We start from the raw sequence: 23,627 nt of genomic DNA, 5'->3' as shown, positions 1-23,627 counted from the left end.
TCCATTGGCACGGGACTTGGCAGCCATGAACTCCTCCCCTAGCTTTTCCGCCCATGAGCGACTCCCTTTTCCTCGGCATCGACAGCGGCGCCACCACCTCGAAAATCGCCGCGGTTCGTGACGATGGCTCCGTTTTTCCGAGTGAGCTCCTGCAGCGACCGACAGGGTCCGAGGGCGGTCCGGAGGGGGTCATCAGAGCCTGGATGAGAGCCATCGACGAATACATGGCCGAACACGGAATCAAATGGTCGCAAATCGCCGGCGTCGGCCTCGCCGTGCCGGGACCACGTCGCAGCTACGGCGTCCTCGACAGCGGACCGAACCTCCCCGACAGCTTCAACGGCTGGAACGTCGAACAGGATCTCATCTCCGCCCTCAAACAGGCATCCGGTCGGATGCTCCCGCTCGCCCTTGGCAACGACGGCAACATGGGCGGCGTCGCCGAAGCCCATCATGCCATCGGTGATCAAAGAGCTGGCGTCGTCATGCTCGCCCCTGGCTCGGGACTCGGCGGTGCCTACATCGATCCCACCGGCATGTGCCTCGATGGCGACCACCTCGCCGGCATGGAAGTCGGCCACATGGCCGCCCCGCTCCACTTGTTAGACGTCCCCGCCCTGACCTGCGGCTGTGGCCGCACATGGGGATGTTTCGAAATGTACACCGCCCTCGCCGGCCTGCCCGATCTCCTGAACCTCGCCCTCCCCCGCTACCCCGACCATGTCCTTGCGGATCCTTCCCTCGGAAAAAAGGAACGCGTTCTCAAGCTTCGCGGACTCGCCCAGGACGGCGACGCCCTCGCTCTTGAGCTCTTCGATCTTCAGGCCAAAGCCATGGGCCTGCTGGTCGGTCAGCTCGCCATGGCCGTTGATCCCGCCTGCTTCGTCATCGGCGGTGGTCTCATCGACCCCGATGCCACCACCGAAGCCTTCCGCAGCCGCTACCTTGGTGGCATCGAAAGCGCTGCCCTCGCATACCTCTGGCCCACCCAGCGCGAAACCCTGCGCATCGTTCCCGCCTCCCTCGGCGAGCAATCCCAGGCCATCGGCGCCGCCCACGTCGCCCGCCTCACCGTCAAAGCAGGATCATCGGTTCAGCCCTTCAGCTCCACATCGCGATAAAGTTCCGCAAATGGAATCGAAAGCGAGACTTCCGATAGATCGAGCACCGCATCGATCCCACCGATCACTTCGCGAACAAAGCTTTCCCCGACTCGCCGAAAGACCGTGACCCGCGCGAGGTCGCTTTCCGCAAGCAGATACACCTGGAGACTGGGAATCGTAATGTAGTCGCGGAATTTCTGCACCTCGTCGATCCGACGGGTCGAAGGACTGATGACTTCAAGAATTACCGTCGGATCATCCGTAAACTGCGCATCCCCAGCAAGCGGAGTGCAAATGATTGTCGCATCCGGATAATAAAACGCGCAATCTTCCCCGAGCTTCACCCGCACCTTGAAATCGCTATTCGTCGGACGGCAGGGCTTCCCCACAAGTTGGTTGCCCGCTTGGCAGAGAAAATTCGTCGCCACCGTCTGATGATTCAGCGATCCGCCCGACATCGCATAGACCTGTCCAGCGACATATTCATGCTTGATCCCTGAAATAAGCTCTCCATCGAGATACACCTTCTCCGCGATCAATGACTCGGAAACCGGCAACTCCATAGAGCAAAGCTAATCCACCGCCAAAAAATGAGCAAGCCGGAGATTCCCTGGCTCCCATCCCTCAAAGGTCTACTACACACATGAGGCGAAGCCTTCCACGCGACCGAACTTGGAACTTGGAACATGGAAGCGCACAGCCGTAGCCTCCCGACATGCGCATCGTCCACGCCGCCAACCTCCAGCTCGACAAGGACGGCGCGCACCTATGGAACCAGGACCAGAAAATCCACCACGGCCTGATCCGCCTAGGACACTTCGTCTACCCCTTCTCAATCAACGATCGCGCCCGCATGCTGTCGCCCACCGGCAGTAAGACCTTCGGCAAAGGCAAGACCAACAAGGCCCTCATCGAGACCTGCCGAAACGTCCACCCCGACCTCCTGATTCTCGGCCACGCGCAGTACATCAGCGCCGACACCCTCCGGGAAATCCGCTGCATTCTCCCCGAGATCCGCATCGGTCTCTGGTATGTGGACCCGCTGTGGGACGAAGAGCCCGTCCGCCACCTGCGCGAGCGCACCGCCGTCCTCGACGCCCTTTTCTGCTCCACCGGCGGCCCTCTGTTAGAAAGCTTTGCCACGGCGAATTGCCCGGCTCACTTCATTCCCAGCGCCGTCGATGCCGGCATCGAATGCCACCGCGCCTTCGAGACTCCCGACGAGGAAATCCTTCACGACCTGCTTTTCTTCGGTCGCGACAAAAACCAGCCCGACCGCCGCGCCTTTCTCACCAAGCTGCGCGACCAACTCCCTGATCTCCGAGTCGGTTTCTACGGCTGCCTCGACCAGCCGCTCATCATGGGCTGGGAAAAAGAGCAGGTCATCCGGCGCTCAAAAATGGCGCTCAACCTTTCGCGCCGTAACGACGTCGAACTCTATTCCTCGTCGCGCATCGCCGAGCTCATGGGCAACGGCATTCTCACTCTAACACCTCGCGGCGCCGGCCTCGAACAACTCTACGCCGAAGACGAAATCGTCTACTACGACGCCCTTGAGGACCTCAGCGAAAAGATCCGCCACTACGCCAGCGACCGGGATGCCCGAAACGCCATCGCCCAAAAAGGCTGGCAGCGGAACCACCGTGACTACAGCGGCACCGAAGTCGCCCGCATCATCGTGGATGCTACAGTGGCTGGAGCATCCCGCTCCCTCCCCCCCTCTCAATAAAAAGTCGGAGTCATCCTGCTGGAAACTCGAAGCGCTTCAGCAGATCTTTCCGCAACTTTGGAGAAAAGGTCATCAAAGGATGGAGTGGACATGGGATACAGATGTTTTCCGCAAGGCCCCAAACCGAACTATCAGCTGGAACGACGATCGCGTCCATCGGCGTTCTGTAGGAAACAATCGGCATCTTCCCCATACGGCTCTCACTATCTTGCAGAGCCTTTAAGAAAACACTCCCAGGCCGCATCTCCGCCGCGCCCTTTCCCCAGTGAAATTTCGCCATCTTGGTTCCATGATGCGGTGTAGAAATCGTCACGAACGCCTCACAACGATCCGCACCACCCAAATCCTGCAAATAGCAGCGAGCGACCAATCCACCCATACTAAAACCAACCAACAGAATTTCCTGTTCCTCACCAAACGCGGCATTCACCTCCTTCTTCAACTGCTCGGCCATCAAAGCCATTCCGGCACGCCCATCAGTCGGCTTGAGACTCGGAACGATTACTTCAACGCCCCGCGCTTCAAGGTCACGTCGAAGAAACCCGAAACATCGAGCCTCAGATTGCCAGATCCCATGAACCAAGACTGCATGGGTGACTTTCAAAGGATCAGACTCTGCAATGGAGTCTTGGACGAAAACCCCGAAAATCCCGAGCAATAGTATGACCCTAATCATCGGACTGAAATTGCTCTGACAGAATGGCTCATACAAGAAACAAGAGGCCCTCCTCGCGCGTCGTGAACAGACTAAAAAGCCTCAATCCTTCTTCTCGATGATTTTGAGAGAGCCCAACTCTTGGTTCACCATTCCTAATTTCCACCCATGCCGAGCAACTCCTTCGGCACCCCGTACTGCTCCACCCAGATGAGATAAAACACATCACTGTGGCCAAAGCTGTAATCCACCACGGTCCAGCCGTCGCGAGTCCTGATCCATAGCCCGACCGCATCGTCATTGGCATGCGGAGGATGCGTCACCGACTTCCCTTCGCGATCGACGGTTCGCCCGGTGAACAGCGCCCAATTCCGATACGCCTTCAAGCTCCCTTCAAAAAGCACCTCCTTCTTCGTCTTCGCCCTCAGCTTATCGAAGAGAGCTCCACGCAACTCCGAACCACGAGCCAGCTCGGTAGGCTTCTTATAGGGAGGATCGAAAATTCCATCCAAGACCTCAGCCGACGCCGGAGACACCAATGCAGCAAGGAACCAGAGCCATAAAACCGCGAACTTTCTCATCACCGCCACACTGCCCGGAGGTCCGCGAAGCGACAAGCCCCCGCTTTCAAACTCCAAACTTTCACAAAAATCGGCAATTTTCAGGCAAGACGACCATCGAAATTCAGCAACTTTCACATTAATCGGCAATTTTCAGATTGCCATTCCCCGAAAACCGCTCAACTTCCCGCCCCAACCCCAATCTTCATGAGCAAGGAACAACTCGACGGCGCCCAAGCGCTCATCAAAACTCTCGATGACCTCGGCATCGAGTACATCTTCGGCTACTCCGGTGGCGCAGCGATCCCGATTTTCGACGCGCTGGAAACGGTGAAGACGAAAATGAAGTTCATTCTCGTCCGTCACGAACAGGGCGCCGTTCATATGGCCGATGGCTATGCCCGTGCCACTGGCAAGCCCGCCGCCGTGCTCGTTACCTCAGGACCAGGTGCCGGCAATACCGTGACGGGCCTCATGACGGCAATGATGGACTCCGTTCCGATGATCGTGCTCTGCGGACAGCAGGTCACATGGATGCTCGGCAAGGACGCCTTCCAGGAAGCGGACATTTTCGGCATCACCATCCCGGTGGTGAAGCACAACTATCTCGTCAAGGACACCGATGCCCTGCCGCGGATCGCTCGCGAGGCTTTCCACATCGCCACCACCGGCCGCCCCGGCCCGGTGCTCATCGATGTGCCCAAGAACATCTCTCAGGGTCCTTTCAACGGCGACCTCAACCCAAGCTTCGATCTTCCCGGCTACGATCCCACAACAGCCTTCAACATCGATCCCGCACAGATCGCCGAAGCCGCTGAAATGATCAGCATGGCCAAGCGCCCTGTGATTCTCGCCGGTCAGGGCGCGATGATCGCACGTGGTGCCGAGGAACTCCTCAAGTTCGCCGAGCGTCTCAACTGCCCGGTGACCTCCACCCTTCTCGGAAAAGGCGTTTTCCCGGAAACCCACCCGCTTTCCCTCGGCATGCTCGGCATGCATGGCACCGCCTATGCCAACAAAGCGATGTGCGAGTGCGACCTACTGATCAACATCGGCTCGCGCTTCGACGACCGGATCATCGGCCAGGCCGACAAATTCTGCGCCAGCGCCAAGATCATCCACATCGACATCGACCCGGCCGAGATGAACAAGATGATCCGTCCGGATCTTCAGATCGTCGCCGATGCCAAAGCCGCCCTTGTGGAACTCAACAAGCACGCCGAAGCCCTGCCGACCAGCGACTGGCTCGCCAAACTCGACGGCTACAAAAAGAAATTCCCCCTCGCTTATAAGAAGCAGGGTGGTCTGCGCATGCAGCAGGTCATCGACGAACTCTATCAACTCACCGAAGGCAAGGCGATCGTCTCCACCGACGTCGGCCAGCACCAGATGTGGGCTGCGCAGTTCTATAAGAACCACGAGTCCTACCACTGGCTCTCGTCCGGTGGTGCCGGCACCATGGGCTTCGGCTTCCCCGCCGCCATCGGCGCCCAGCTCGCCTGCCCGGACAAAACCGTCATCTCGATCTCCGGTGACGGCGGATTCCAGATGACGCTTTTCGAACTTTCGACTGCCGCCATTCACAAGCTGCCGATCAAGATCGTGGTGCTCAACAACCACTACCTTGGCATGGTTCGCCAGTGGCAGGAGCTGTTCTTCGAAAACCGCGAATCCGGAGTCGACCTCGAAGGCAACCCGGACTTCTGCAAACTCGCTGCCGCCTATGGCATCCCGAGCGTGAACATCAAGCGCCCGGCCGACGTCACCAAGCAGCTTCAGAAGGCGCTCGACTACAACGACGGCCCAATCCTCATCCACGCCGAATGCGTGAAGACCGACAACGTCTTCCCGATGATCCCCGCTGGTGCCGCCCTCGAGGACATGCTCACCGAGCCACCGAAGCACAAGATGGCCAAGCCAACGGGATCCACCTGATCCTGAGACATTTGATATTAGAGATTGGATGATTTGGCTTTAGAGTTCGGCGCGAAGCCGGCTTTCCCCCAATCATCCCATCTCCCAATCCCCTAACTTCCAAGAACACCGTGTCTACCATCACCACCACCGATTCCCCACCTGCCGAAACGAAGCTTCCTAGAGGCTCAGGCCACACCCTCTCCGTGCTCGTCAACAACGAGCCCGGCGTCTTGATGCGCATCTGCCAGGTCTTCTCACGGCGCGCCTTCAACATCGACTCGCTCGTTGTTTCCGAAGGCCGCAGCCGCTGTTTCTCGAGAATGACCATCGGCATCACCGGCGACCCCGCCGGGCTTGATCAGATCATCAAGCAGGTCAGCAAACTTATCGACGTGATCCATTGCTTCGAGCACACCAGTGACGATGCCGTGACCAAGGAGATGATCCTTCTCAAGATCAAGTGCTCACCCGAGCAGCGCTCTGAAGCCCTTCAGATCTGCGAGCACTTCTCAGGCAAGACCGTCGACCTCACCCCGATTTCGATGATTGCCATGTTCACGGGCGACAGCATCAAGATCGACGCCGCCCTCACCATGTTCTCTCAATTCGAGATCATCGAGACCGTCCGCACAGGAAAGGTCGTCATGGCACGCGGCGAGCAACCGACCTGAGAAAGGCGAGGTTCTCAATATTTTAAAAGAAAAAGGCCACTCATTGAGTGGCCTTTTTTTGTTCTTCCAAGCAGCAAAAATCTCGAATGCCTAGTACATCACCAACTTTCGGCACCGCTCCTCCCAACCGGAAAAGCGATCCGGAACCGTCGGGCTCGAAAACTCAAGTTATCCAAACTTAATTAGCTTTTAGGGTATCTTCCCACTTCCGGAATGATCCCTGCTTGACGTCCTAGTGACGAATTCGTCTCCTTCAAGTAATTCGAAAAAGATTCGCCAGCAGCATAGATCTCAACCCAATCCCCTCGCAACGCGCCAAATGAAGTCCAAAAAAGCCTCCCTGCTTGGAGTAATTGCAGGCTCAGCCCTCGTCACTACTTCCCCCTCAGCAATTATTATCAGCCAGTATGTCGAGACCAATAGTGGAACGACACCGAAAGGCATCGAACTCTGGAACACAGGAGCGTCTACTATCGATTTCTCCGTTGATAATCTGATCGTCAACAAAGGTGTAAACGGGGATCCTCTGGAAGACGACTTTACACTCACAAGCGGAACAATGGCGCCAGGTGAGATCATCGTGATTGGAACGTCTGATATGGGCACCTATCTGGACAACACGTTCGGTAACGGGACCCAGGGAAGCAGTCCGGTTCAGTTCTTCAGCAAATCTTTTACTTTCAACGGTGACGACTCTCTGTCGATCCAAGTCGGTATCAATACCGAAGATATCTTTGGAACGCCTGGCACCGACCCTGGATCTTCGTGGTCGGAATTTGGTGTAAGCACTGCCAACCAAAACATCGGACTCAATCCCGGAATAACCACGGGGAGCAGTGGTTTCACCGATCCTTCAATCCGGTTTTCCACCGTATCCACGGACCCTTCTGGCGAAAACGGCCTTGAGGGTTTCGGCGTCGCTCCCATCCCCGAGCCATCCATCGCCTTGCTCGGTGGCCTTGGTCTACTCGCTTTGATCCGTCGCCGTCGCTAGGAATTTCCCCCTGCAACCATCTCCCCCTAACACTCCCCCCACCCACTAACGACCCCGATGGGCCATTCGGCCTGTCGGGGTCGTTACTTTTGAAGAGCATCCGCTCAGAGCACGGCCATCAGGGGCAGATCCTTCCAGCTTCTGGAGAATCCCAGGCGCGCCACCACCCTGCCCTCATCTGGCCAGATGAAGATCCGCTGACCGGCTGAGCCCACCAGCGACACCATCGAAGCGGGTTGCCGATTCGAAAGACAAGCATTCCGCCAGAACGAGGCATCCTTTGGCGGGTCCAGCACATCCTCGATCTCCACCGGCCGACCGCGTCCGGCATTCCGGTTCCTCCACAGACCACCGCCAAAGATTGGATTGGCCGACGAGCTTCTCGTCATCGTCTTAAAATCCCTCGCAAAGAAGCCCGCTGTATCCCGACCGGATAGCAAATCGAGCAAGGTTCTCCCAAGCCGCCCCAGATCCGTCACGCTCAGCTCCGCACCCGTCGAAAGAAAGAACCGCCCCTTCCCATCGGACCGCCAATCGCGGCTGTGCAATCCAATCGGCCGCATCACCCCGCGATGCAGGAATTTCTCCAAGGTCTCACCACGGGCCACGGTCTTGCGCTGCAGCAACTCCGCGAGCACCTCCCAGCAGGCCGGCCCATAGCGGAACTGCGCCCCCGGCGAATCCACCAGACGCAGACCGACCGCCACCTTGCCCTTGTCGGAAATATTTCCCCGATAGAGCGCCTTCGCCCCGCCTTCGAGACCCGCCGTCATCTGCAGCAGCATCTGCACGGTCACCGCTTCCTTGTCGCCATCTCCCTGCCATTCGGAAATCGTCAGCGCCACCTTCTCATCGGCGCTCAGCCAGCCTTCCCCAGCCGCCTTGGCACAGGCCAATGCCGCCAGCACCTTGGTGATGCTGAGAATTCCCCCGCTCTCCTGAGTCCGCCAGGATTCCTTCAAACTCCCCTGCTCCCAGGCCCCCCAGCCACGGCAGCCATTCCTTTGAATCACCGTGTCGATCGAGCTCAGGGCCTCGCTCGTCCACTTTCGTCCGGAGCCTCCTGACGAAGACGTCCCACACCCGCTCAGGCCCATCGCGGCTCCCCCTCCGAACACCCTCATCCATTCCCGTCTCTTCACAGCCATTTCCTACCCATCCGGCCGCCGATTCGCAAGCCCGTCCAAGCTTCCCGGCAAATCCGCACTCCTTCTTTGAAGTTTAGAGTTTAAAATTTCGGATTTCCCGCCTACCCCGCCGCGTGCTCACGATTAAGAAGCTGACCAAGACACTCGGAGGACGGACCCTTTTCCGCGATGCGGACATGACCATCAACTGGGGGGAACGCATGGCCCTTGTCGGCCCGAACGGCGCCGGCAAGTCGACCCTCTTCAAGATGATCCTCGGTAGCGAGGACATCGACAGCGGCACCATCGATCGCGACGAATATGCCATCACCGGCAGCCTCGCTCAGGAAGCGGGCGATCCGGGCGACGAGACCATCCTTGAAATCGCCATCGGCATCACTCCGGAGGTCGTCGGCTATCTCCGCACCATGCGTGAGTGCGAAGCCAAGGGTGACCACGCCTCCAAGGAATACGCCCACGCCCAGGATCAGTTCACCGCCCTCAACGGCTACCAGCTCGAACCGAAGGCCAAAAAGATTCTCGCTGGCCTCGGCTACAAACAGGAAGACTTCAACAAGCCCGCCCGCGAGTATTCCGGCGGCTGGGTGATGCGCGCCTACCTCGCCCGCCTGCTCGTCATGGAGCCCGATCTGTTGATGCTCGACGAGCCGACCAACCACCTCGACCTGCTCACCCTGATCTGGTTCCAGCGCTATCTCTCGAACTACCCCGGTGCCATCCTCCTTATTTCGCACGATCGCGACTTCATGGATGCCATTATTGAAAATGTCGTCGAGATCGACCCCGATGCCGCCGAGCTCATCGCCTACACCGGCAACTATTCCGACTACCTCGAACAACGCGAAGCGCGATACGAACAGAAGGTCCAGGCCTACCGCAACCAGCGGAAGGAAATCGAAGGCCACCAGGAATTCATCGACCGCTTCCGTCAGGTCGGTTCGAAAGCCGCCCAGGTCCAGTCGCGCATCAAGCTTGTCGAGAAAATCGACATCATCGAGAAGCCACGCGCGCCACGCAAACCCTTCAAGTTCGCCTTCCCTCAGCCTGCCCGCTCGAACCAGAAGGTCGTCGACCTTCAGAAAGTCGACTTCGCCTACGGCAATGAAAAGGTCATCTACAAGGGCCTCGACCTCACCATCGAGCGCGGCGACAAAATTGTCCTGGTTGGACCGAACGGCGCCGGCAAATCGACCTTGCTGAAAATGCTCTCCGGGCAGCTCGAAGTCACCGGCGGCACTCGCGAGGTCGGCTACCTCACCAAGATGGGCTACTATTCGCAGCACCGCAGCGAAACCCTCAACGTCGACAACACCGTCCTCGAAGAAGTCCTAGGTTCCTGTGACACCCTGCGCGAAGAAGACGCTCGCGCCATCCTCGGCACCTTCCTTTTCCGTCGAGCCGATGTCGAGAAGCGCTGCGGCATCCTTTCCGGTGGTGAAAAGTCACGTCTCAACCTCGTCAAGTTCCTCGTCGATCCCCCGAACCTCCTCCTCATGGACGAGCCGACGACTCACCTCGACATCCTCTCCATCGACTCCCTCGTCAACGCCCTCAAGAGCTACGAAGGAACGCTCGTCTTCATTTCCCACGACGTGCACTTCATCCGCAACCTCGCGGAAACGACCCTGCACATTGCCCGCTCCGAGGACGACAGCCACAGCGTGCTCACCCGATACACTGGCGGCTACGACTACTTCCTCGAGAAGTCCGGCCTTAACGACGACCGCAGCGCCGTCACGGCGGAGTAGGAAGACGCGCCTTCACACCAGCGCCCCCAAGAGCGCCAGCAGGAAGACTCCTGCCGACACCACCAAGCCTGCCGCAAAGATCAACTTCCGCCCCTGACCAATGGGCTCTCCATTTCTGAAGATTGCCCGGAAATACAGCTCGGTCAGCGGGCCCAGGAAGTAGGCCATGTTGGCCCCGATCCCGACCATCATCGCGCCGACGACTCCGACCCTCACCGGCATTTCGTGCCGTAGGACCATTAGCGACACGATGATCAGCCCTGGAAGCAGGAGAATCAGGTTGTAAATCCACCGCATCTTCTCCCAGGCCACGACCACTTCCCTGAGGGCGGACGGTTCGTGACTCGTCGCAGCGGGCTCACCGCTACTCGGAGGTGCGTAGGGATCTGCCGTCATCATTCTCCAAACCCTGCAGGCGGAGGCGGAGGAAGCCTCAAGCGATCACGCAGTAGTAAGGCTTCGTAGGATCGCCCGATCGCCTGCCCAAGTCGACCGGCCATCTCCTTGTCCTTATCTGAAACGGCGAACAAGATGGTATTGGGTTCATTGCCGACCCGGAACTCCGCACTATCTTTGAGCATAACTAGCGCCGCATCCGCATCCGCCACGCCCCAAAAGGCGACCAAATCAAGATCATCGATGACGGGTCTCAGGACCTCATAACGATCGAGCTTCTCATTTTCATTCGCTAGATACTCTTCAAGTTGTGACCCATTGAGTTCCCGAGTGAGCGTGAAAACCCTCGTCACCTCCCAGCGTTGGGCCTCAGCACGATTCTTTTGCCGTTTCCACAACTTGTAGCCTACAAAAGCTCCGCCGGCGAGAAACACAGCCAGCACGCCGACCCATAACCAAAGAGCACCTTTCCCTTTCACTCCGGCAGGCTAGCCCGTCCCGATCAGCATCCAAGCCCCAAGTCGGCCATCCCGCAGAGAATCCAGCCCTGATCATGGGGCTGAGAGCACAATCGATTCCGGGGCAATTTGCTTGCCCAGTCGGAAAAGCACGATTATAGCGCGCTCGCAACGGTCGAATCTTTCGATTACCCCCTCCCCCACTCCATCATTTGATGGCGATTGCTTCAGGAAGGATATCTGAAATTTTATCGGCTCTACCCCCAACCCCTATGAAAGCACAAACATTGTTCACCCTGGCCGCCATCGCCACCTTGCAGCACTCATACGCCGCGGTGAGCTGGGTTCCGGCCGGTCCACCAACAGTCTCAGCAAACTTTGCGAACTCTTCCGCAGCCGCTTCCGGTGGCTGGGATGAATTTGCCGGGACATTCACCCAAACCAATCTCCCGGGTGCAGACGGAGCCAATGGATTCATGATGCTCAAGGATACCGACGGCTTGGATGGACCCAATGATAATTTCACTTTCAGCCGCCAGGGACGGACTTCCACCTTTCCAGGAAGCTATGCAGTATTGACCTCCATCTACCTCGACAATACCTGGTCGGCGGGTTCCGGATTCGACTATTCCACTGCCATCAACAATTCCACCGGTGTCCACCTGCGGGATTTCGCCACATCCGTGGGCTTTGACGGCACAAATTTCTTCTTCGCCGCCAGTAACAACGTCGATTTCAATGCGATTGGTGCCCTCAACCCTTCCAAGAAGCCGATCAATCTGGGTGCCCTCAGTAGCGGCTGGTACAACCTTCAAACCGTGTTCTACGACGTCAATGGATTCCTCACTTCGGACATGAATCTCCTCGATTCGTCCGGTAACATCCTGGCCACCAAAACCATCACCACCCAGGACGCCATGAGCGGTGTCGGCGGCCACCGCTACGCGTGGATGACCGGAATCAGCACGGACAATGACAATCAACTGGCGATCGATAACTACCGCATTCAGAACATCCAGATCATTCCCGAGCCCAGCATCGCGTTTCTCGGCAGCCTCGCCGGATTCCTGCTCTTGCGTCGTCGCAGGGCTTGAATGCTTCAACTGACTTGAGCCCATCGCTGTTGCCCGTCGTCACCCTTGAGGGAAGCGACGAACAGCGATGCGACTCGGGTCGACTTCGACCTCAGATTTTGATCTGACGGCTCGTCAGCCGAGTTCCCAGCGGACTTCGCCATTTGATCATGCTCCAAACTCGGAGCCTCACCCAAAGAGGGGTCCCCACCGTGACCCCAGCTTTTTGAGCACGCCTCCCTTGAAAGGCACTCGCTCCCCTCTCGTTCTCTTCCGGACGACAAAAACCACCTGGCCTGACGCCTTCCGCATTGGACCTTCGTCAAACATGCTTCATCCTTGGCATGTTCATGGAATTTCCCGTCACCTCTGCCACCGTCCGCATCCTTCCAAACGGTCTCACGATCATCCTCGATCCGGATGATTCGGCGCCCGTCGTCTCATCCCAGCTCTGGGTCGAAACCGGATCCATCCACGAAGCCCGCCTGCTCGGCTCCGGCGTCTCCCATTTCCTTGAACACATGGTCTTCAAAGGTGGCGGAGACTTCGGCCCCAGCGACCTTGCCGAAACCGTCCAGGCAGCCGGCGGCCACTGGAACGCCTACACCTCCTTCGACCGCACCGTCTATTACATCGATGGCCCGGCGAGCGGACTGAACAGCTTCCTCGATGTCCTCGCGGCGATGGTCTTCCACCCGCATCTTCCGGAGTCCGAGTTCGAGAAGGAGAAGGATGTCATTCGCCGCGAAATCGACATGGGCCTCGATGATCCGGACGATACCAATCATCGCCTGCTATTCAACACCGCCTTCAGCCGTGATGCGCGACGCCAGCCCGTCATTGGCCACCGGCATCTGTTCGACAAGATCACCTACGACGACCTTCGTACTTACCACGCCACCCGCTACACGCCGGAGCGCGCGTGCCTCTGCCTCGCCGGCGATTTCGATCCCGCCGTCATTCTGGGAAAAATCGACGCCCTCTTTGCTTCGATCCCCCGCGGTTCAGGAGAGGAGCCTCTCATCCCCGTCGATCCCGCCCAACTTGGACCACGTCGTGGTCGCGATACCTTCGCCGTCCCCACCTCACGCATCACCCTGAGCTGGAAAATCCCGTCACTCGGTCACCCGGACATCCCGGCGCTCGATATCGCTGCCGCCATTCTCGGTCGCGGTCGCTCCGCCAGGCTCTACCGCAGCATCCGCGAGGAAAAGGAACTCGCCCTCGAGATCTCCGCCTGGTCGTGGTCCCAATCCGCCTGCGAAGGACTCTTTGCCGTCTCGGCAGAAACCTCGCCCGAGAAACGCGAAGCCCTGATCGCCGCGATCCGCGAAGAACTTGCCGCTTTCCCGAACTCGGCGCTTGAAGACGACATTGCCAAAGCCAAGCGACAGATCGCCGCCAGCCAGTTCCGCACTCTAACCACCATCTCGGGCCGTGCCAGCGACCTCGCGTCAAACTGGCATGAAGCGCGTGACCTCGATTTCACCCGCAGCTACCTCGCCCAGCTCGATGCGGTCACTGCGGCCGACATTCGCCGTGCCTTCACCCATCTAACTGACTCCGTCGAGACGCTGACCATCCTCGATCCCGAAGGCACTCCCGCACCCGCCTCGATTGCCGCCAGAAAGCGTCGACGCCCCGAGCCGGAAACCTTCACGCTCGCCAACGGAACCACCATTGCCCTGCTTCCTGATCCCAAGGTCCCGGTGATCGCTCTTCAGGCAGCCGTCCGCGCCGGAGCCGCTTCGGAAACCCCGGGCACCGCCGGCCTCAACCGCCTGCTCGCCTCCGCACTTCCAAAAGCGACCCGCCACCGCTCCGCCGCCGAACTCGCCAACACGCTCGAGTCCCTCGGAGCCGCCATTGGCGCGTCTTCCGGCAACAACTCGCTGCTCATTCAGCTATCTGGTCTCAGCCCCGATCTCGCCACCCTGATCCCCCTCTTCGGCGAAGTCCTCTGCGAACCGGCGCTGGACTCCGCTTCCATCGAGCGCGAAAAGTCCTCCCAACTCGCCAGCCTTCAGGAGTCCCTCGAAGACCCGCTCTCCGTCGGCTTCCGCAACCTTCGCAGTCGCCTCTTCGGCAAGAGCGGCTTCGGCATTCCATCGCTCGGCGATGAATCATCGCTCACCAGCCTCAACCGGCTCTCCCTCGCCGCCCATCACTCCCTCCATTTCCGGGGCCCCAATGTCTGCCTCGCCCTCGCCGGCGACTTCGATCCGGCCGAAGCAAAGGAACTCCTCACAGCCGCCCTTGATCCGCTTCCCGGCGGCGATGCCTGGCACCCCTCACGCTCCGAAGTACTAGATCCATCGGAACTCGTCGTTCCTCTCGATAAGAAGCAGGCCGTCCTCGCCCTCGGCTACCCCGGCTGCGCCGCCCTCGACGAGCACCGCCACGCCTTGCGCATGCTTCAGGAATGGAGCAGCGACATGGCCGGCCCGTTCTTCACCCGAATTCGCGAAGAACTCGGACTCGCCTACCAAGTCGGTGCCACGCAATTCCACGGCCACGACACCGGCCTGTTCGCCTTCTACATGGCCACCAACCCGGACCAGATCGAGCTCGCCGAGGAAGAGCTCCGTTCCCAGATCGCCCAACTCGGCAGCGAAGGCATCCCCGACGAAGCCTTTGAGCGCGTTCGCTCCACCGTCCTCAGCGCCACCGCCATCGAGCAGCAGGCTCCCGGCTCGATCGCCCGCCACGCGGCCATCGACCTGCTCTTCGGCCTTCCCGCCGATCATTTCCGTCAGCTCACCGGCATCTACGAGACCATCACACCCGATGAAGTTCGCACGGCAGCCCACCAACTTCTCGCCCACCGCCTGCCCGTCCTTATTCGGGTCCTTCCACCAAGCGATCCCACCGCATGAAACTCTGGCAAAAAATCCTCCTGTGTGTTGTCGCCGTCGAACTGCTTGGCAGTCTCGGCGGTCTGCTCACCGCCTCCTCCATCAAGGACTGGTATGACTCTCTAACAAAACCACCCGGCACCCCGCCGAACTGGCTTTTCGGCCCGGTCTGGACCATTCTCTACGCCATGATGGGCATCTCGTTTGCGCTGGTCTGGCATCATGACGAAAAAGGAGCACTGAAACGAAAGGCCTACGTCATCTTCGCCGTTCAGTTCCTCCTCAACCTCGCCTGGACGCCTCTCTTCTTCGGCGCCCACCTCATCGGAACCGCCCTCATTGTCATCTCTCTTCTCCTCGCCAGCATCTTCCTAACCATTCGCCGCTTTCGTCCGATCGATCGGACGGCATCCCTCTTGCTCGTCCCCTATTTTCTCTGGGTCGGATATGCGACCTATCTCAATGCCGGCTACTGGCTCCTGAACCGTTAGCCACTTCGCCTTGACCTAACCTTCTTCCACTCTGCCAAAATCACTCTCATGAAGCTTCTCCGCGACCCTCTTGTCGTCTTCCTCCTCATCGGTGGCGGCATCTTCCTGCTGTATTCCAAGCTCAATCCCGAGGAGTCCAGCGACGAGGCAAACGCCGATCGCATCGAAGTCACCAGCGACATCCAGAACATGCTGATCTCCGAGTGGAGCTCCCGCTGGAACCGGCCTCCAACTCCCGAGGAGTTCCAGGCACTGCTCGATGAACACATCAAGGAAGAGATTCTTTTCCGCGAAGCCACCAAGCTCGGACTCGATCAGGCCGACACCATCATCCGTCGCCGCCTCGCCCAGAAAATGGAGTTCCTCACCGCCGATGTGGCGAGCCTCGAGGAAGTCTCAGACGAGACGCTGCAGTCCTACTATGAGGAAAATTCGGCTAACTACCGAGTCGAACCCGAGATCGGCTTCCGCCATCTCTATTTCTCCACCGACAAGCGCAAGGACCAGGCTGCCAGCGATGCCAGCGCCCTGCTTCCTCCCCTGAACGACGGCTCCCTGAGCTTCGAGCAGGCCGTCGAACAAGCCGACCAGACCTTGTTGAGTGCCGAGTTCACTCCGACGGCCATCTCCCTGCTTGGCCGCCAGTTTGGCAAGGACTTCGCACCCGCCATTGCCGAAGCCGAAGAAGGCGAGTGGTTCGGCCCCGTCACTTCCGGCTACGGCCTCCACCTGGTGAAAGTCACGGAGCGCGTGGACGGACATCTCCCCGAGCTTGAAAGCATTCGCGAGGAGGTGATCAACGATTACCGCTACGATCAGCGCGAGAAGCTCAACAAGCAGATGCTCGATTCGTTGCTCGATCAGTATGAAGTCGTCATCGACGAACTCGTCCCCGAAACGGAGAACACTGAAGCGCCATGATTCGCCGTCTCACCCTCCTCGTCATCGCGCTCTTTTCGCTGGTCGGCACTCTCGTCGCCCACGAAATGCAGCCTGCCTACCTGGAGCTCAAGGAAACGCCGGAAGGCAGCATCGACGTCACTTGGAAAGTCCCTTACTACAAAGGTCGGCTCCTTCCGATCCATCCAATCTTTCCGGATGCGTGGCAAAACCTCAACGAGCCCACAGCCACGCCACTTGGCAACGCCACGCTTTCCCGCTGGCGGGTCAATCCCGGTGACACTCCGATCGACGGTGCCAAAGTCACTATCGAAGGTCCGCGCTCCCAACTCACCGACATCCTCCTCCGCGCCCAACTCAGCGATGGTCGATCCCAAATCAGCGTGCTTCGTCCCGAGGCACCCTACGTCACCATCCTCTTCGATCAGGAGGAAAAAGCACTGCTCTGGGATTACATCATCATCGGCGTTGAACACATCATCTTCGGCTACGACCACCTGCTCTTCGTCCTCTGCCTTGTGCTCATCGTACGCGACCGCTGGACGCTGGTGAAAACCATCACCGCCTTCACTCTCGCTCACTCCGTCACGCTCGGGATCGCCACCCTCGGCTGGATGGAGATCCCCGGACCGCCGGTCGAGGCCGTCATCGCCTTGAGCATCCTCTTCCTGGCCCGCGAGTTGCTTGTTAGAACCGACGAGAACCCCGGCCTCACCGAGCGCTACCCTTGGCTTGTCGCGCTCAGCTTCGGCCTGCTCCACGGCTTCGGTTTCGCCGGCGCCCTCTCCGAAGTCGGTCTGCCTGAAGATCAGATCCCGCTCGCCCTGCTGAACTTCAACATCGGCGTCGAACTCGGCCAACTCGCCTTCGTCGCCGTCATCATCGCGCTCACCGCCCTTACCCGGAAGATCACTCCGAAGATCAACGAAGCCGCCTTCAAGCCGGTTGTTTACGCCACCGGCATCATGGCCGCCTTCTGGTGCGTCGAGCGCATCTCCGGCTTCTGGTCCTGATCGGCGAAAGCTCGCCCCCCAAGGTAGCAGGGGCATTCCTGTCCTGCTCGCTTAGGCAAGACTCAAGCCCCACGAAGAACGAAGCGTTTTTTGAACAGGAGCAAGCAGAGGAAGCAGAGAGAAAACCCATTTTAATCCCCACAACCCAAGCTCCCCTTCTTCCCCTTCCTCCTGTAAAAAATCCATCGTCCAAGTCTTCGCAGTTTGAAACACGAGCGTGCAGAGCCAAATTTTGAAATCATGGTCCTCAGTTCAGGCTAGAATTGAGGTTCAACCATGACGATCATCACCAAGATAATGGGATTTCGTTGTCTTCATCCTATTTATCCCATCCATCCTGGTCCAATTTCTTCCCAAGCTTGATCGCCCTGAGAGTCCTTCCCAGCGATTCACCTTGCACCACGGATCATTCCCCTCTTTGAATGGATGCAATCGTCGGTTTCTCTAACAGAGCCCTGCGGTTTTCAACCACTATTCCGACCGTCATGAAATCCGCGTCCTTTATCTCCGCCGCACTTCTCGTCGTCGCCTCCGCCGAGGATCCCACTCCCGGCTACAATCACAAGATCCCGGACAAGATCATGACTCCGGACACGGTCGAAACCTCGATCGGCACCCTCGAGTTCTTCGATGGCATGCCGAAGCCGGAAACCGTCGACAAGCTCTACGACAACCTTCTGCTCATGCGTGGCACTGAGGCATTTCTCAACGGCATTCCCGCCACCTCGATCGAAGGCCTGCGTCTCGGACACCTTGATCTCGGAGCCGACTCGTCGAACCGCTTCATCATCGCCGAGAAACTTTGCGACTCGAACCCGCTGTTCCTCACCGCCAACACCGACACCGTTTACTGCTCGGGTTTTCTGAACTTGAAACAGGACGGCCCCACCGTTGTCGAAGTTCCTGCAAAATGCGGACCCGGAACGGTCAACGACGCCTACTTCCGCTTCGTCGTCGACATGGGAGCACCCGGTCCTGATCGCGGTCAGGGCGGCAAGTATCTCATCCTTCCTCCGGACTACCAAGGCGACCTGGAGGGACCGATCGGTGGCGAGGAAACCGAGATCGACGGCGAAAAGTATTTTGTTGTTCAGTCACCAAGTTATGTCAACTGGGTCATCCTCCGCGGCTTCCTTGTCGACGGAAAGACCGACTTCTCGAACGCCATGTTCAAGGAGGGCCTCAAGGTCTATCCGCTGGCAAAGAAAGAAACCCCACCGGCCATGGAGTTCATCAGCATGTCGGAAAAGTCCTTCAACACCATTCACGCCAACAACTTCGAGTTCTACGAAGAACTGCACACCGTGATCGACCGCGAACCGGTCAGTTTCCTTGATCCGGAAATTCGCGGCCTGTTTGCCGCTGCCGGCCTTGAAAAAGGCAAGCCTTTCGAGCCGGACGAACGGGAGAAGAAGGTCCTCACCGAGGCCGTCGCCATCGGCAACGCCACCGCCCGTGCCATCGTCTTCCGCAACAAGTTGGAAGGTGCCGACCTTTACTCAGAAAGTGCCTGGAAGACCGCCTTCGTTGGCGGCAGCTACCAGTGGCTGAAGGATGATGGAGTCGGAGGACGCAACCTCGACGCACGCACACTCTTCTTCTACGGAGCAACCGTCAACACACCCGCGATGGTGCTGAAGATGATCGGCAAGGGTTCGCAGTATGCCTATGCCGCGACGGGCAGCAATGGCGACTACCTCGATGGTTCGAAGTCCTACACGCTGAACATTCCCGCCAACGTGCCCGCCAAGGATTTCTGGTCCGTCGTGGTCTATGACCCGCAGACACGCTCCGAGCTGCAGACCAGCCAGCCTTTCCCGAGCCGCAACAACAAGCGCGACGATCTGATCGAAAACGCAGACGGATCGGTGACCCTTCACTTCGGACCCAAAGCCGCCGAAGGAAAAGAGAACAACTGGATCCAGACGGTTCCCGGCAAAGGCTGGTGGACAATTCTTCGCCTCTACGGCCCGCTCGAACCATGGTTCGACAAAACCTGGCGCCCCGGCGAGTTCGAGCTCGTTGAATGAGGAACCCCTGTCGCTTGCCGCGTCTCTTTCCTCTCGACATCACCGACCCTTCGGCGCGATGGCTTCAGGATGACGCTACGCGCATCCTGCAGGAACTGGCTGGCTCGGCATCCGAGACTCCAAAGGTCAGCCCGCTTCTTGAAACGCCATCGCCGCCGGATCACCGGCACCGTCGTTTTCGTCGCCCACCTCCTCGGAGCACTGACCTCCGTCCGAGCGATCATGGAAACCCGCACCTCACAAGGGGCGATCGCTTGGGCGATCTCGCTAAATACTATGCCCTACGTGGCGGTGCCCGCCTACTGGGTCTTCGGCCGGTCCGACTTCAATGGCTACATCACCGCCCGCAGGACCGAGCGGGAAAGCCTCAAACCCTTCTGGCGGAATTTCGATTCGACCCTTCGGGAGCGCTCTTTGGTTCCTGAACCTGGCAACTCAGGCACCACTGTCGTCGAGCGACTCGCGAAACTCCCCGCCACCTCAGGCAACCATGCTGAACTGCTGATCGACGGCGAGCAAACCTTCCCATCGATCCTCGAAGGGATCGCCCGCGCCGAGCACTACATCCTTTTCCAATTCTACATCATTCGCGATGACCCGACGGGGCGGGAAATCCGCGACGCCCTTATTCAGCGCGCCCAAGCCGGCGTCCGCTGCCTGGTCCTTTACGACGAATTCGGAAGCAAGCCGCCCGATGACTACCTCGCTCCCCTGCGCGATGCCGGCGTCCGAATCTTCCCCTTCAACACCACCCAGGGTGACGCCAACCGTTTCCAGATCAATTTCCGGAATCATCGAAAGATCGTCGTCGTGGATGGCCTGGAGGCGTGGGTCGGCGGTCTCAACCTTGGCGACGAATACAAGGGGCTTGATCCCGAGGTGGGGTACTGGCGCGACACCCACATCCGGGTCGAGGGACCGGTGGTCCAGACCGTTCAGGTTTCCTTCGCCGAGGACTGGTACTGGGCGGCCCGGGAAGTCCTCGAAGGACTGAACTGGGATCCGCAGCCGGCCAAGAACGGCGCGGACATGCGAATGCTCTGCCTACCCTCCGGACCGGTCGACCCACTGGAAACCTGCACCCTCTTTTTTCTCCACGCCATCAACACGGCCGAGCATCGCCTATGGATCGCCAGTCCCTACTTCGTCCCCGATGCGCAGTTCATCAGTGCCCTCCAGCTCGCCGCCTTGCGCGGCGTCGATGTCCGGATCCTGATTCCGGATGAGAGTGACAATGGCCTCGTGGATCTATCCTGCTGGTCCTACCTTCCCGAACTGCACGCTGCCGGAATCGAAGTCTATCGCTACGAGAAAGGCTTCATGCACCACAAGGTTACCGTCATTGACGACCGCTACTGCACCATTGGCACCGCCAATTTCGACAACCGCTCCTTCCGTCTGAACTTCGAAGTCACCATGGGCGTCGAAGATGAATCCTTCACCGGCGAGGTCATCCGCATGTTAGAGACCGACTTCTCCCATTCCAGAAAAGTCGTCCCCGGTGAATTTGGGGAGAAGAGCGCCTGGTTCCGCTTTTGGTCCCGCGTCGCCCGCCTAACTGCCCCCGTCCAGTAGACCCAATGACATGCGCCCTTACCCCAACACCAACTGCCGCCCCGACACCACATCGTAACTATGGAGACCCTAGTAGATCGAACTCTATCCACCATCCACCATCCACCATCCACCATCCACCATCCACCATCCACCATCCACCATCCACCATCCACCATCTACCATCTACCATCTACCATCTACCATCTCATCTGATGACTGAACCAGATGCCAGCACAGGAGAGAATCCCGTTGAGTCAACGGTGACATTCTGCTTCAAAAAAAGCCTTCCCAAATCAGCCAAAACCCCCAATGCTTCCATCACGATTTCCGTGAACTCCACTTAACTCGGAGTTCCAGTTCGACCTATTCTAATTCTCGCAACACTTATTACAGAATATCATGAAAGCGCCACTCCAGATCTCGCTCGTCCTGCTCGCTTCCTTTTCCGTCACCAGCTGCATCATCGAGGACCCGAATATGAACGCCACCCAGCTTCCAGGCCAGGCCCCATCCTACGGTGGCTCGCTCAGCGCTGAGAAAGGCAATGGCGCCGTCACCATTCGCCAAGGCGGACAGGTCGTGACCTCCGTCCGCACCGCCGCGCCAAACGTCGAGCAGACCAGCTGGTATGCCGGGCAGGAGCAGATCGTCGTCAAATCCCGTGGCAACCACGGCCCCGCCACCGTCGAGCTCTTCAACAGCCGCACCGGCGCCAAACTGGGCACCGTGATGGCCTACGAAGCCGCCAGCGGCCCCGCCTGGGCACGCAGCATGGCTGAATAAGCGTTTCGTCCCGTACTACCTCTTTCAATTTGGCCATCAACCTTGGGTTGCGCACGTCGCGCTTTCCACCTAGAAGCCGACTCCCTAACCTCCATGATTACAATTCCAAGATGCCCAAAGATGTTCGCGCTCCTCAGCGCGCTTGCCACCTGCCACGCTCAGGCCGGTGTGATTCTCATGCCGGATTCAGCTTACACCACCTCGATTGATGGCGGGACCACGCCCCCGATGGGAAGTCTCACGGGCTTCGAGGAATTCCAAACCGTCAATCAATCCGGGCTGACGACTCCCTACATGAGCGGAGTCACTGACTTCGACGCCTACATCGCCAGTGCTCCGACCCACGGGTCCAGTCTCGATTACAACTCCTGGAGAAGCGATCTTGGCTCCCCCACGGTGGGGTTCCTGGACTTCGATCTGGGCGCTACCTTTACGATCGAATCGATGGCCCTCTGGAACTACGGAGGAAACCATGAGCAGAATGTCGCGGTGTTCGATCTCAAAGTTGCCGACAACCCGGATTTCACTGGCGCCACCAGTTTCACCACCGACGTCGTCAACACAAACACGGGTCCATCAACCGCGGTCTTGCCTCAGGTCTTTTCAATCACCCCGACGGCGGGCCGCTATGTCCGCATGGAAATTCTGGCAAACAATGGGAGCCCGGACTTCACGGCAATCGGAGAGGTCGCCTTTGAAGTGGTTCCGGAACCTTCTACCACGGTCCTGATTGGACTCGCAGCCGGCCTTTTTGCAAGACGGCGGCGACCCTAAACCCATCTCGGCACCGTCCCTGCTTCAGGATCGAATCCAGTCTCCTGAATCAAACCTACCTATCCAACCACGATGAAATACAAACAGTTCCTCGTTCCCACCCTCGTCGCCGCCACGCTCTCCACGCTCTCCACGCGTTCCGATGCCGCAATCGTATTCAACATGTTTGAGCAGGGTGAGGACCTGGTCGTCACGGGAGTCGGGAGCCTCAACCTCGGATCCGCAACCCCAAGCTCCACCACAGCCCCACCGCAAGGCCCCCCAACGATAACCCTGTCGCCGCCTGCCGGCCAGATCAGCATCGGGGACTCCACTGGAGGGCAGGTCGACCTCTACGATATTACAATCACCGGACCGAGCAATTTCGGACCTGGTCCAGGAGGCGCTGGCGCTCCCGTCAACAGCATCGGAACGGCGATCTTTTTCAACCGCGCAGGCGAATTGATTGGTGTGCCTACGGGCTACGCGTCCGGTGGTGCTCTCGACGCGACCAGCACTTTCCTGGTTCAATCCGTTCAGGCCATTGACGCCGCCCCGGGAACCTATGTTTGGAACCTCTCAATTCCCCAGCCCGGTGGCGGCGCCACCACCGACACCGTGACCCTGAATATCGTCCCCGAGCCATCGGCAGCGCTGCTCGGTGCCCTTGGAGCACTGGGATCGGTGCCCTTGGAGCACTGGGATTCATCTGCCGTCGTCGCCGCGCCTGATCCCGCTTTCTTCCGATTCGCACGCTTCATCTAATTCCTCAGTCCAACCTAACAAAACAATT

22 protein-coding genes are annotated in these 23,627 nt (G+C 58.8%); 16 read left to right on the top strand and 6 right to left on the bottom strand.

Annotated features, from left to right (window positions below):
• Positions 1-53: 53 nt before the first annotated feature.
• A complete protein-coding gene (locus tag ACFQY0_RS04870; RefSeq protein ID WP_379709777.1) occupies positions 54-1,121 on the top strand; it encodes an ROK family protein in 1,068 nt (355 codons plus the stop codon).
• Here the strand turns inward: ACFQY0_RS04870 and ACFQY0_RS04865 are convergent.
• Positions 1,094-1,666 (bottom strand): Uma2 family endonuclease, encoded by a 573-nt coding sequence (locus ACFQY0_RS04865; RefSeq protein WP_379709775.1) that lies wholly within the window; start codon positions 1,664-1,666, stop codon positions 1,094-1,096. The genes ACFQY0_RS04870 and ACFQY0_RS04865 overlap by 28 nt on opposite strands.
• Before the next feature lie 152 nt (positions 1,667-1,818).
• On the opposite strand from ACFQY0_RS04865, the gene ACFQY0_RS04860 reads away from it, so the two are divergent.
• Entirely contained in the window at positions 1,819-2,832 is a 1,014-nt protein-coding gene (locus ACFQY0_RS04860; RefSeq protein ID WP_379709773.1) for a glycosyltransferase family protein, read from the top strand.
• A gap of 10 nt (positions 2,833-2,842) precedes the next feature.
• Here ACFQY0_RS04860 and ACFQY0_RS04855 read toward each other — a convergent pair whose 3' ends face one another.
• Both ACFQY0_RS04855 and ACFQY0_RS04850 read right to left on the bottom strand, forming a co-directional pair.
• Complete coding sequence (locus ACFQY0_RS04855) at positions 2,843-3,508, bottom strand: esterase/lipase family protein (protein WP_379709771.1); 666 nt, start codon at positions 3,506-3,508, stop codon at positions 2,843-2,845.
• A gap of 134 nt (positions 3,509-3,642) precedes the next feature.
• Complete coding sequence (locus ACFQY0_RS04850) at positions 3,643-4,068, bottom strand: hypothetical protein (protein ID WP_379709769.1); 426 nt, start codon at positions 4,066-4,068, stop codon at positions 3,643-3,645.
• 186 nt (positions 4,069-4,254) lie between these two features.
• Between ACFQY0_RS04850 and ilvB the strand changes: the two genes are divergently transcribed.
• From ilvB to ACFQY0_RS04835, 3 genes are all read left to right on the top strand, one after another.
• Complete coding sequence (gene ilvB, locus ACFQY0_RS04845; RefSeq protein WP_379709766.1) at positions 4,255-5,982, top strand: biosynthetic-type acetolactate synthase large subunit; 1,728 nt, start codon at positions 4,255-4,257, stop codon at positions 5,980-5,982.
• Positions 5,983-6,092: 110 nt separating this feature from the next.
• Positions 6,093-6,635: an acetolactate synthase small subunit gene (gene ilvN / locus ACFQY0_RS04840; RefSeq protein WP_379709764.1), complete on the top strand. Its 543-nt coding sequence runs from the start codon at positions 6,093-6,095 to the stop codon at positions 6,633-6,635.
• 319 nt (positions 6,636-6,954) lie between these two features.
• Positions 6,955-7,629 carry a hypothetical protein gene (locus ACFQY0_RS04835; protein ID WP_379709761.1) on the top strand — a complete coding sequence of 225 codons (675 nt, stop codon included), beginning with the start codon at positions 6,955-6,957 and terminating at the stop codon, positions 7,627-7,629.
• Positions 7,630-7,733: 104 nt separating this feature from the next.
• Here the strand turns inward: ACFQY0_RS04835 and ACFQY0_RS04830 are convergent, their stop codons facing one another.
• On the bottom strand, positions 7,734-8,771 hold the full coding sequence (locus tag ACFQY0_RS04830; RefSeq protein ID WP_379709758.1) for a serine hydrolase: 1,038 nt from the start codon (positions 8,769-8,771) through the stop codon (positions 7,734-7,736).
• Positions 8,772-8,890: 119 nt separating this feature from the next.
• Between ACFQY0_RS04830 and ACFQY0_RS04825 the strand changes: the two genes are divergently transcribed.
• A complete protein-coding gene (locus ACFQY0_RS04825; protein ID WP_379709755.1) occupies positions 8,891-10,525 on the top strand; it encodes an ABC-F family ATP-binding cassette domain-containing protein in 1,635 nt (544 codons plus the stop codon).
• A 12-nt stretch (positions 10,526-10,537) separates the two neighbouring features.
• On the opposite strand, the gene ACFQY0_RS04820 is transcribed toward ACFQY0_RS04825, so the two are convergent.
• Entirely contained in the window at positions 10,538-10,924 is a 387-nt protein-coding gene (locus ACFQY0_RS04820) for a hypothetical protein (protein WP_379709753.1), read from the bottom strand.
• A complete protein-coding gene (locus ACFQY0_RS04815; protein ID WP_379709751.1) occupies positions 10,921-11,400 on the bottom strand; it encodes a hypothetical protein in 480 nt (159 codons plus the stop codon). Before ACFQY0_RS04815 ends, ACFQY0_RS04820 begins: the two co-directional genes overlap by 4 nt.
• Positions 11,401-11,651: 251 nt before the next feature.
• Between ACFQY0_RS04815 and ACFQY0_RS04810 the strand changes: the two genes are divergently transcribed.
• The 10 genes from ACFQY0_RS04810 to ACFQY0_RS04765 all read left to right on the top strand — a co-directional run bounded on the left by ACFQY0_RS04810 (position 11,652) and on the right by ACFQY0_RS04765 (position 23,599).
• A complete protein-coding gene (locus ACFQY0_RS04810; RefSeq protein WP_379709749.1) occupies positions 11,652-12,473 on the top strand; it encodes a hypothetical protein in 822 nt (273 codons plus the stop codon).
• A 323-nt stretch (positions 12,474-12,796) separates the two neighbouring features.
• A complete protein-coding gene (locus ACFQY0_RS04805; protein ID WP_379709747.1) occupies positions 12,797-15,328 on the top strand; it encodes a M16 family metallopeptidase in 2,532 nt (843 codons plus the stop codon).
• A complete protein-coding gene (locus tag ACFQY0_RS04800; RefSeq protein ID WP_379709744.1) occupies positions 15,325-15,798 on the top strand; it encodes a TspO/MBR family protein in 474 nt (157 codons plus the stop codon). The genes ACFQY0_RS04805 and ACFQY0_RS04800 overlap by 4 nt, the downstream gene beginning before the upstream one ends.
• A 48-nt stretch (positions 15,799-15,846) precedes the next feature.
• Complete coding sequence (locus ACFQY0_RS04795; RefSeq protein WP_379709742.1) at positions 15,847-16,719, top strand: peptidyl-prolyl cis-trans isomerase; 873 nt, start codon at positions 15,847-15,849, stop codon at positions 16,717-16,719.
• On the top strand, positions 16,716-17,711 hold the full coding sequence (locus ACFQY0_RS04790; RefSeq protein WP_379709740.1) for a HupE/UreJ family protein: 996 nt from the start codon (positions 16,716-16,718) through the stop codon (positions 17,709-17,711). Before ACFQY0_RS04795 ends, ACFQY0_RS04790 begins: the two co-directional genes overlap by 4 nt.
• A 485-nt stretch (positions 17,712-18,196) precedes the next feature.
• A complete protein-coding gene (locus ACFQY0_RS04785; protein ID WP_379709738.1) occupies positions 18,197-19,741 on the top strand; it encodes a DUF1254 domain-containing protein in 1,545 nt (514 codons plus the stop codon).
• A 69-nt stretch (positions 19,742-19,810) separates the two neighbouring features.
• Positions 19,811-21,316 (top strand): cardiolipin synthase, encoded by a 1,506-nt coding sequence (gene cls, locus ACFQY0_RS04780; RefSeq protein WP_379709736.1) that lies wholly within the window; start codon positions 19,811-19,813, stop codon positions 21,314-21,316.
• 381 nt (positions 21,317-21,697) lie between these two features.
• Positions 21,698-22,081 carry a hypothetical protein gene (locus ACFQY0_RS04775; RefSeq protein ID WP_379709734.1) on the top strand — a complete coding sequence of 128 codons (384 nt, stop codon included), beginning with the start codon at positions 21,698-21,700 and terminating at the stop codon, positions 22,079-22,081.
• 120 nt (positions 22,082-22,201) lie between these two features.
• A complete protein-coding gene (locus ACFQY0_RS04770) occupies positions 22,202-22,855 on the top strand; it encodes a discoidin domain-containing protein (protein WP_379709732.1) in 654 nt (217 codons plus the stop codon).
• A gap of 72 nt (positions 22,856-22,927) precedes the next feature.
• A complete protein-coding gene (locus ACFQY0_RS04765) occupies positions 22,928-23,599 on the top strand; it encodes a hypothetical protein (RefSeq protein ID WP_379709729.1) in 672 nt (223 codons plus the stop codon).
• Positions 23,600-23,627 lie beyond the last annotated feature (28 nt).

This window comes from Haloferula chungangensis, assembly GCF_042664875.1.
Lineage (GTDB): Bacteria > Verrucomicrobiota > Verrucomicrobiia > Verrucomicrobiales > Akkermansiaceae > Haloferula > Haloferula chungangensis.
The sequence above is the reverse complement of the archived record's forward strand: the minus strand, read 5'-3'. Positions and strand labels throughout refer to the sequence as shown.